This window comes from Stenotrophomonas sp. STEN087, from assembly GCF_056759115.1.
In genome coordinates, this window is record NZ_JBRRCR010000120.1 from 1 (window position 1) to 9,490 (window position 9,490).

Here is a 9,490-nt window from a genome sequence, read left to right on the forward strand (position 1 = left end):
GCGGCGCTGCCCCGAGCGGGTCGGAGAATTGTGCTCTATTCGTAACGGCCGGCCAACGGGGGGGCGCCCCACCGGCCCCCCCCCACCTCACCCGGTAGTCCCGGCGGGGGGCCGGCACCTCCCGTCACGCGCGCTGCGCGCGCTTCAGCAGCTTTGCTTCGCGCCTGCGCGCGCGGCGTGCCCGCCAGCGTTCGGCCAGGCACGAGAAGATCACGTACAGCGCCGGGGTGCTCAGCAGGGTCAGGCTTTGCGAGAACAGCAGGCCGCCGATCATCGCGATGCCCAGCGGGCGACGCAGCTCCGAGCCTTCGCCGAGGCCGATCGCCAGCGGCACCGCCGCCAGGATCGCCACCATCGTGGTCATCATGATCGGGCGGAAGCGCACGATGCTGGCCTCGCGCGCGGCCTCGCGCGGCGCCAGGCCGTGCTCGCGCTGCGCCACCAGGGCGAAGTCGATCATCATGATCGCGTTCTTCTTGACGATGCCGATCAGCAGCACCAGCGCGATCATCGAGATGACCGACAGTTCGGTGTTGGTGCCGAACAGCGCCAGCAGCGCGCCCACGCCGGCCGCCGGCAGGGTCGACAGGATCGTCACCGGGTGGATCAGGCTTTCGTACAGCATGCCCAGCACCAGGTACACGGTCAGGATCGCCGCGAACACCAGGATCAGCATGTCGCTGGGGTCGGAATTGAAGCCGAAGCCCGCATCGTCGGCCAGGCGGATGTCGCCCGGCATGCGCATGCCTGCCACCGTCGAATCGATGATCGCCTTGGCCTCGCCGGCGCTGACGCCGGGTGCGAGGTTGTAGCTCAGGTCCATCGTCGTGTACTGGTTTTCATGGGTGATCTGCGACGGCGCCAGCCCCGGCGCCTGGCGGGCCACCGCGGTGATCGGCACCATTTCGCCGCTGCGTGCCTTCACGTACACCTCGTCCAGTGCCGCCGGCGTGGCGGTCTGCGACGGCAGCGCGTTGACCACCACGCTGTACTGGTTGATGTCCGAGTAGATCGTGGAGATCTGGCGCTGGCCGAAGGCACCGTACAGCGCACCGTCGATGGCGCCCACGCTGATGCCCAGGCGCGCGGCCTTGGCGCGGTCGATCTCGATGTTCTGGCGCAGGCCGGCGTTGTCGACGTCGGTGCCGACGTCACGCAGCTTCGGGTTCTTCTTCAACGCCGCCTGCAGCTTGGGCAGCCACTCCTGCAGCGCGGCCAGGTCGTTGCCCTGCAGCGAGATGCGGTACTGCGCGCCCTGGCTGTTGCCGCCGCCGTCGTTGCTGGGCAGGTCCTGGATCGCGCGCAGGCGCAGCTGCAGGTCGGGGTAACGGTCGGCCTTGGCACTCAGGCGGGCCAGCGCATGCGCGGTGGTCTCGCGGCGGCCGTCCTTGCGCGATTTCAGCTCGACGTTGAACTGCGCGCTGGAGCCCTGGCGGCCGCTGCCCAGGCGCACGCCCACGGTCTTCACCGCCGGGTCGGCCATCAGCATGTCGGTGATGCGGCGCTGGCGGGCCACCATGTCCTCGAAGGAAACGGTGGCGCTGGAATTGGCGCGGCCCCAGATCAGGCCGGTGTCCTGCGGCGGGAACGCGCCCTTCTTCACCGCACCGAACAGGAAGATGGTGACGCCGATCAGGATCAGCGGCGTGAGCGAGAGCAGCAGCGCATGGCGCAGCGAGAAGTCCAGGAACACCGTGTAGATGCGCAGCATGCGGTCATGCCCGGCATCGAGCCAGCGGCCGAAGCGCGACGGTGCGGCGGTGTGGTCATGCGCGCTGAGGAAGCGGCTGCACAGCGCCGGGGTCAGGGTCAGCGAGACGATCATCGAGACCACGATGGCCGCCACCAGGGAGACGGTGAACTCGCGGAAGAACGCGCCCATCATGCCGCTGGCAAACAGCAGCGGGATGAACACCGCCACCAGCGAGGCGGTGATCGAGACGATGGTGAAGCCGATCTCGCGCGCACCGGTGAAGGCCGCCTGCATGCGCGGCATGCCTTCGTCGAGGTGGCGCATGATGTTCTCGATCACCACGATCGCATCGTCCACCACGAAACCAATCGCGATCACCAGCGCCAGCAGGCTCAGGTTGTTGAGGGTGAAGCCCAGCGCGTACATCACCAGCGCGGCGCCGGCCAGCGACAGTGGCACGGTCACGGCGGCGATCAGGGTAGGTGCCAGCCGGCGCAGGAACAGCGCCATGGTCAGCACCACCATCGCCAGGCTGATCAGCAGGGTGATCTGCACCTCATGCAGTGACGAGCGGATGGTCGGCGTACGGTCGAAGTACGGCGTCATCGTGGTGCCGGGCTGCAGGTAGTCGCGCAGGCCGGGAATCTGCGCCTTCACCCGGTCCACGGTCTCGACGATGTTGGCGCCGGCGCGGGTGAACACGTACATCACCACGGCCGGTTTGTGGTTGAACCACGCGGCCTGGTAGGCATCCTGCTGGCCGTCGTAGACAATGGCGATGTCCTTCAGGCGGATCACCCGGCCATCGCCCTGGGTCTTGACCACCAGTTCGGCGAAATCGGCGGCACGGGCCACCGAATCGTTGGCGATGATCGCCGTGGTGGAATTGCCGTCGCTGAGGAAGCCGGTGGGCGAGGTCACGTTGGCCGCACGCACGGCGTTGCGCAGGTCATCGGCGGTCAGGCCGAGGGCGTTCATCAGGCGCAGGTTGACGTCCACGCGCACGGCCGGCGTCGACGCACCGGCGATGTCCACCGAGGCCACGCCGCTGATCTGGCGGATGCGCTGGGCCAGCAGCGAATCGGCGACGTTGTACAGCTCGTCGGCCGACTGCGTCTGCGAGGTCAGGGCGATGGCGATGACCGGGTCGTCGTTCGGGTTCGCCTTCTGGTACATCGGCGAACCCAGCCCCGAGGGCAGGTCGGCCTGTGCCGAATTGATCGCGGTCTGCACGTCCAGCGCGGCTGAATCGATGTTGCGGTCGCTCTGGAAGATCATGAACACCAGCGAGCTGCCTTCCGAGCTCGACGAGCGCATGCGGTCGATGCCCGGCAGCTGGCCGAGGTGGCGTTCCAGCGGCGCGGTCACCGTGGACGCCATGGTCGCCGCATCCGCGCCGGCCTGGTTGGCATGCACGAAGATCACCGGGATCTCGATGTTCGGCAGTGCCGACACGCCCAGCCGCAGATAGCAGATCACGCCGATCATGAACAGGCCGACGGCCAGCAGCGCGGTGCCGATCGGGCGGCGGATGAAGGGGCCGGACAGGTTCATCGTGCGGCCCCCCGCAGCAGCGGGGCGCGGATCATGCCTGCGGCTCCTGCAGCGTGCCGTCGCGCAGGGCGCGCTGCTCGCGGCGGCGTGCCATCCACTCCGAGAAGCGCTCCATGTACAGGTAGATCACCGGCGTGGTGTACAGCGTGACCAGCTGCGAGAGCAGCAGGCCGCCGACGATGGCGATGCCCAGCGGACGGCGCAGCTCCGAACCGATGCCGCTGCCCAGCGCCAGCGGCAGCGCGCCGAGCATGGCCGCGGCGGTGGTCATCATGATCGGGCGGAAGCGCAGCAGGCAGGCGCGGCGGATCGCTTCGTGCGCGTTGGCACCGGCACGGCGCGCCTCGATGGCGAAGTCCACCATCATGATGCCGTTCTTCTTGACGATGCCGATGAGCAGCACGATGCCGACGATGCCGTCCACCGACAGGCTCAGGCCGCACACCATCAGCGCCAGCAGCGCGCCGACACCGGCCGGCGGCAGGGTCGAGATGATCGTGATCGGGTGGATGTAGCTCTCGTACAGCACGCCCAGCACGATGTAGATGACCACCAGCGAGGCCAGCAGCAGCCACACCACGTCGGTCTGGCTGCCGGTGAACTCGGCCGCCTTGCCGATGAACTCGGCATGCAGGTGGGCCGGCATGTCCAGGCTGTCCTTGGTCTCTTCGATGGCCTTGACCGCATCGGACAGCGAGTAGCCCGGGGCGATGTTGAAGGACACCGTCACCGCCGGCAGCTGCTGCTGGTGGCTGACCACCAGCGGTGCGCTGGTGACCTTGCTGTCGGCCAGCGCCGACAGCGGGATGATGTTGCCCGCACCGACGGTGATGCCGGTGTTCTGCGCGCCGATGCCGGTGGCGGTGGACGAGTTGGACGAGGTGACCTGGCCGAAGCTGGTGGCGTTGGTGCCGGTCAGTGCGCCGGCACCGTTGGAGGCCACGGCCAGCTGTTCCATCAGCGCGGTGCTGGTGCGGAACTCCGGTGCGACTTCCAGCACGACGCGGTACTGGTTGAGCTCGGTGAAGATGGTCGAGATCTGGCGCTGGCCGAACGCATCGTAGAGCGTGTCATCGATGGTCTGCATCGGCACGCCCAGCACGCTGGCCTTGTCGCGGTCGATGTTCAGTTCCAGGGCGCGGCCCTGGTTGGACAGGTTGTTGTCGACGTCGGCCAGTTCCGGGCGCTTGCGCAGCGCCTCGGTCAGGCGCGTGGCCTGGGTGGCCACGGTGGCCGAATCCACGTCGGACAGCGAGTACTGGTACTCGGTGGCGGCCACGCGGGTATCCAGGGTCACGTCCTGCACCGGCTTCAGGTACAGGGCCACGCCGGGAATGCCGGCCACGGCCTTCTGCAGGCGCGGCAGGATCTCATCCAGGCCGTCACGCTCGCCACGTTCCTTCAGCACGATCGACAGCTGGCCCTGGTTGAGCGTGGGGTTCATGCTGCCGGCGCCGATGAAGGCCGACACACCGGTCACGTCCGGGTCCTGCCGCAGGGCTTCGGCCACCTGCTTGGTGCGCTGCTCCATCTGCGGGAAGGCGATGTTCTGGTCGGCCTGGACCACGCCGGTGATCAGGCCGGTGTCCTGCTCGGGCAGCAGGCCCTTGGGAATCAGCACGTACAGCAGCACGGTCAGCACCAGGGCGCCGCCGGCCACGGCCAGGGTCAGGCGCTGGTGGTCCAGCACCCAGTCCAGGCTGCGCTCGTACAGGCCCACGGTGCGCGTCCACAGGTTCTGCATGCCTGCCGCCGCTGCGCGCTCATGGGCGTCCTCGCCCTCGGGCAGGGCGTCGGGCTTGAGCAGGTAGGCGCACATCATCGGGGTCAGCGTCAGCGAGATCAGCATCGACAGCACGACCGCGATGCTCAGTACCCAGGCGAACTCATGGAACAGGCGGCCGGTGACGCCGGGCATCAGCAGCAGCGGCAGGAACACCGCCACCAGCGACACGGTCAGCGACAGCACGGTGAAGCCGATCTGGCGCGCACCGATCTCGGCCGCTTCCTTGCCACTCTTGCCCTGCTCGATGTAGCGGACGATGTTCTCGATCATCACGATCGCATCGTCGACCACGAAGCCGGTGGCTACCACCAGCGCCATCAGCGAGAGGTTGTCCAGCGACATGCCGGCGAAGGCCATCACCGCGAAGGTGCCGGCCAGTGACAGCGGCACCGCCACCGACGGAATGATGGTGGCCCAGAAGCGCCGCAGGAACACGAAGATGACCGCCACCACCAGGCCGATGGTGAGGATCAGGGTGAACTGCACTTCATGCACCGAGGCGCGGATGGTCTCGGTGCGGTCGTTGAAGACTTCCAGGTGCACGTCGGCCGGCAGCACGCCCTGCAGCTGCGGCAGGATCGCGCGGATGCGCTCGACGGTCTGCACGATGTTGGCGCCCGGCTGGCGGCGCACTTCCAGCAGCACGGCCGGCTTGCCGTTGGCCCAGGCGGCAAGCTGGTCGTTCTCCACGCCATCGACCACGTCGGCCACATCGGACAGTCGCACCGGACGGCCGTTCTTGTAGCTGATGATGGTGTCGCGGTATTCGGCGGCGCTGGCCAGCTGGTCGTTGGTGCCGATGCTGTAGGACTGGGTCTTGCCGTTCAACGAACCCTTGGGCGCATTGACGTTGGCCTGGGTGAGCGCGCTGCGCAGCTCCTCCATGGTCAGGCCCATGTTCGACAGCTGCGCCGGGTTGACCTGGATGCGCACGGCCGGGCGCACGTTGCCGGCGATGGAGACCAGGCCCACGCCCTGCACCTGCGACAGGCGCTGGGCGAGGATCGAATCGGCGTAGTTGTTGACGTCACGCAGCGGGCGCGTGTCCGAGGTCAGCTTCAGCGTGACGATCGCCGCGTCGGCCGGGTTCACCCGGTTGTAGACCGGCTGGTACGGCAGCGAGGAGGGCAGGGTGGCCTGGCGGATCGCCGCCTGCACGTCCTGCGCGGCGATGTCGATGTCGCGGTCCATCGAGAACTGCAGGATGATCGTCGACAACCCGGCCGAGGAATCGGAGGTCATCAGTTCCAGCCCGGAGATCTGCCCGAACTGGCGCTCCAGCGGCGTGGTCACCAGCGAAGCCATGGTGGTCGCGTTGGCACCCGGGTACTGGGTGGTGACCACCAGGCTGGGCGCATCGATTTCCGGCAGCGCCGACACCGGCAGCTTGCGGTAACCGAGGATGCCCAGCAGCAACAGACCCGCCATCAACAGCGAGGTAGCGATGGGACGGCGGATGAAGATCGTCGAAAAGCCCACGGACTGATCCTTGCTGGCGCTTCAATGGCAGCGCCGGCTGCGAGGCCGGCGCGAAAGGAAAGGGTGGCCTGCGCTCAGCGCGGGCCGCCACCACGACGGCCACCGCCGCCACTCTTCTGTTCGGCGGCCTTCAGTTCGGCCTCGGTCGGCGCGGCCGGGGTCTCGCCCGGCTTCAGCGCGGTCACCTTGCTGCCCGGCTTCAGGCGGAACTGGCCTTCGCTGACCACGCGCTCGCCGCCCTTCAGGCCTTCGGCGATCTGCACCTGGCTGTCGCCCACTTCCACGCCGCTGCGCACGGTCTGCATCTTCACCGTGTTGTCGCCCTGCACGACATAGACGTACTCGCCGTCCGGTCCGCGCAGCACCGCCTGGGTGGGGATGACCACGCCGCCGCCGATCGTGCGCAGCTGCATGCGCACGTTGACGAACTGGCCCGGCCACAGGCCGTTGTCGGTGTTGTCGAAGATCGCGCGGGCCTTGAAGGTGCCGCTGTCGGCGCTGATCAGGTTGTCGACCACGTCCAGCTTGCCGTCACCGGACAGCACGTGCGAATCGGCGCGGTCCAGCGCGGCCACCGGCACGGCGCCGGCGTTCTGCGCCTGGCGCACGTCGCCGAGCTGGCGCTCGGGCAGGTTGAACAGCACGTGGATCGGGTGGATCTGGGTGAGGGTGACCAGCGCGGTACCGGCGCTGACCACGTTGCCGGCGTCGACCGCGCGGATGCCGGCGATGCCCGAGATCGGCGCGGTGATGCGGGTGTACTGCAGCTGCACCTGCGCGGCACGCGCGCTGGCTTCGTTGGCGGCCACTGCGCTTTCGTACTGTGCCACTTGATTTCGCTGTGTATCCAGATCGGTCTTGGCGACGAACTGGCGGTACTCCGGCGCGTTGGAGCGCTGGTAGTTGGAACGCGCGGTGGCCAGCAGCGCTTCGTTCTGGCGCTTGGCGGCCACGGCCTGGTCGTAGCTGGCCTGGGCGCTGCGCGGGTCGATCTGTGCCAGCAGGTCACCCTGCTTCACTTCCTGGCCCTCGCGGAAATTGATGCTCATCAGTTGGCCGCCAACCTGCGGGCTGACCGTGACGGTGTTCATCGCGGTCACCGTGCCCAGCGCGCTGGCATACACCGGCACGTCCTGGCGCGTCGCATCGACCACGGTCACCGGCACCGGGCCGGCATCGGGATCCTCGCCGCCCTGGCGCGCGCCTGCGGCCTGGCCACCGGCCTTGTCCTTGCCGCCACCGAGGACGCGTACGCCCACCACCGCCAGCACCAGCACTGCCACGACCAGCAGCACGATCTTCCAAACACGTGACATTCAAGGACTCCAAGAGGGCTGGACGGGGCGGACCCCGGGTGGCAATGCGCAAAGCATACCTGCGGCCCGCTACGTTTCCTGCATGACGTATGGGACGGGCGCTAAGACCGGGCGCGGCGAAGGAGGTTCCCGTGGGGGCGGTGTTGGCCTACATTCAGGTGCAGACCCCTTCCGTGGAGACCCCCGATGCGCCGTTCCCTGCTGCTGTCCGCCCTGCTGCTGGCCCTGCCGGCCCTTGCCCACGCCCAGCAGGCCGAGCGCCCGGAGGTGACAGCCGCCGCGCAGCGCCTGCAGGCTCAGGTGGTGGAGTGGCGGCGTGACTTCCACGCGCATCCGGAGCTGTCCAACCGCGAGGAGCGCACCTCGGCCGAGGTCGCCAAGCGCCTGCGCGCGATGGGCCTGAAGCCGAAGACCGGCATCGCCCACCACGGCGTGGTGGCGATCATCGAAGGCGGCAAGCCCGGCCCGAAGATCGCCCTGCGCGCGGACATGGACGCGTTGCCGGTGACCGAACAGACCGGCCTGCCGTTCGCGTCCAAGGCCACCGCGCAGTACCGCGGACAGACCGTGGGCGTGATGCATGCCTGCGGCCACGATGCGCACACCGCCACCCTGCTGGGCGTGGCGCAGGCGCTGGTGGCGATGAAGAAGGACCTGCCGGGCCAGGTGATGCTGATCTTCCAGCCCTCCGAAGAAGGCGCGCCGCCGCCGGAAGAGGGCGGTGCCGCGCTGATGCTGAAGGAAGGGCTGTTTGCCGACTTCAAGCCGGAGGCGGTGTTCGGCCTGCATGTGTTCTCCAGCGTGCAGGCAGGCCAGATCGCAGTACGCGGCGGTCCGCTGATGGCGGCGTCGGATCGTTTCGGCATCAAGGTGATCGGCCGCCAGACCCATGGCTCGGCACCATGGAACGGCGTGGACCCGATCGTGGCCACCGCCGACCTGATCGGCACCGCGCAGACCATCGTCAGCCGCCGCACCAACCTGTCCAAGCAGCCGGCGGTGGTGACCTTCGGCGCGATCAACGGTGGCATCCGCTACAACATCATTCCCGATGAAGTGGAGATGGTCGGCACCATCCGCACCTTCGACGAGGGCATGCGCCAGCAGATCTTCGCCGACCTGCGCAACGTGGCCGAGCACACCGCGGCCGCGCACGGTGCGAAGGCGGTGACCGACATCTACGAGTCGGAAGGCAACCCGGCGACGGTGAACGACCCGGCGCTGACCGCGAAGATGCTGCCGAGCCTGCAGGCGGTGGTGGGCAAGGACAATGTGTACGAGCCGCCGCTGCAGATGGGTGCGGAGGATTTTTCGCTGTACGCGAAGGAAGTGCCGGGCATGTTCTTCTTCGTCGGTTCGACCAGCGTGGGCATCGATCCGGCGACGGCGCCGGCGAATCATTCGCCGAAGTTCCTGCTGGATGAGAAGGCGCTGGATGTCGGGTTCCGGGCGTTGATGCAGGTGAGCCTGGACTATTTGAACGGTGCTGGCTGAGGGTATTCCGGCAGGGCTTGCAGCCCTGCACCCGCTAACGTCAACGTCAAAAGCGGGCTATCCGTGGGTTGGCGGGGTGGGTCCGGTCGCAGGGGACGCTCCGAGTACGTCCATGTAAGCTCGGTCGCCGCATGGATGCGGCGACCGAGCCTGAAGGGATCGGAATAT

At 68.0% G+C, this 9,490-nt stretch carries 4 protein-coding genes; 1 reads left to right on the forward strand and 3 read right to left on the reverse strand.

Annotation, left to right across the window (positions count from 1 at the left end; genetic code table 11):
* Positions 1-124: 124 nt before the first annotated feature.
* From ACVOK1_RS19315 to ACVOK1_RS19325, 3 genes are all read right to left on the reverse strand, one after another.
* Complete coding sequence (locus ACVOK1_RS19315) at positions 125-3,247, reverse strand: efflux RND transporter permease subunit (RefSeq protein ID WP_481562971.1); 3,123 nt, start codon at positions 3,245-3,247, stop codon at positions 125-127.
* A 31-nt stretch (positions 3,248-3,278) separates the two neighbouring features.
* On the reverse strand, positions 3,279-6,512 hold the full coding sequence (locus ACVOK1_RS19320) for an efflux RND transporter permease subunit (protein ID WP_481562972.1): 3,234 nt from the start codon (positions 6,510-6,512) through the stop codon (positions 3,279-3,281).
* A 74-nt stretch (positions 6,513-6,586) separates the two neighbouring features.
* Positions 6,587-7,828, reverse strand: coding sequence for an efflux RND transporter periplasmic adaptor subunit (locus ACVOK1_RS19325; RefSeq protein WP_108770224.1), 1,242 nt, complete (start codon positions 7,826-7,828; stop codon positions 6,587-6,589).
* Between the two features lie 186 nt (positions 7,829-8,014).
* On the opposite strand from ACVOK1_RS19325, the gene ACVOK1_RS19330 reads away from it, so the two are divergent.
* Entirely contained in the window at positions 8,015-9,322 is a 1,308-nt protein-coding gene (locus ACVOK1_RS19330) for a M20 family metallopeptidase (RefSeq protein ID WP_481562973.1), read from the forward strand.
* Positions 9,323-9,490 lie beyond the last annotated feature (168 nt).

Coding starts and splice junctions, on each gene's coding strand:
- ACVOK1_RS19315 (WP_481562971.1), bottom strand. CDS start 3,247: ATGAACCTGTCCGGCCCCTTCATCCGCCGCCCGATCGGCACCGCGCTG.
- ACVOK1_RS19325 (WP_108770224.1), bottom strand. CDS start 7,828: ATGTCACGTGTTTGGAAGATCGTGCTGCTGGTCGTGGCAGTGCTGGTG.
- ACVOK1_RS19330 (WP_481562973.1), top strand. CDS start 8,015: ATGCGCCGTTCCCTGCTGCTGTCCGCCCTGCTGCTGGCCCTGCCGGCC.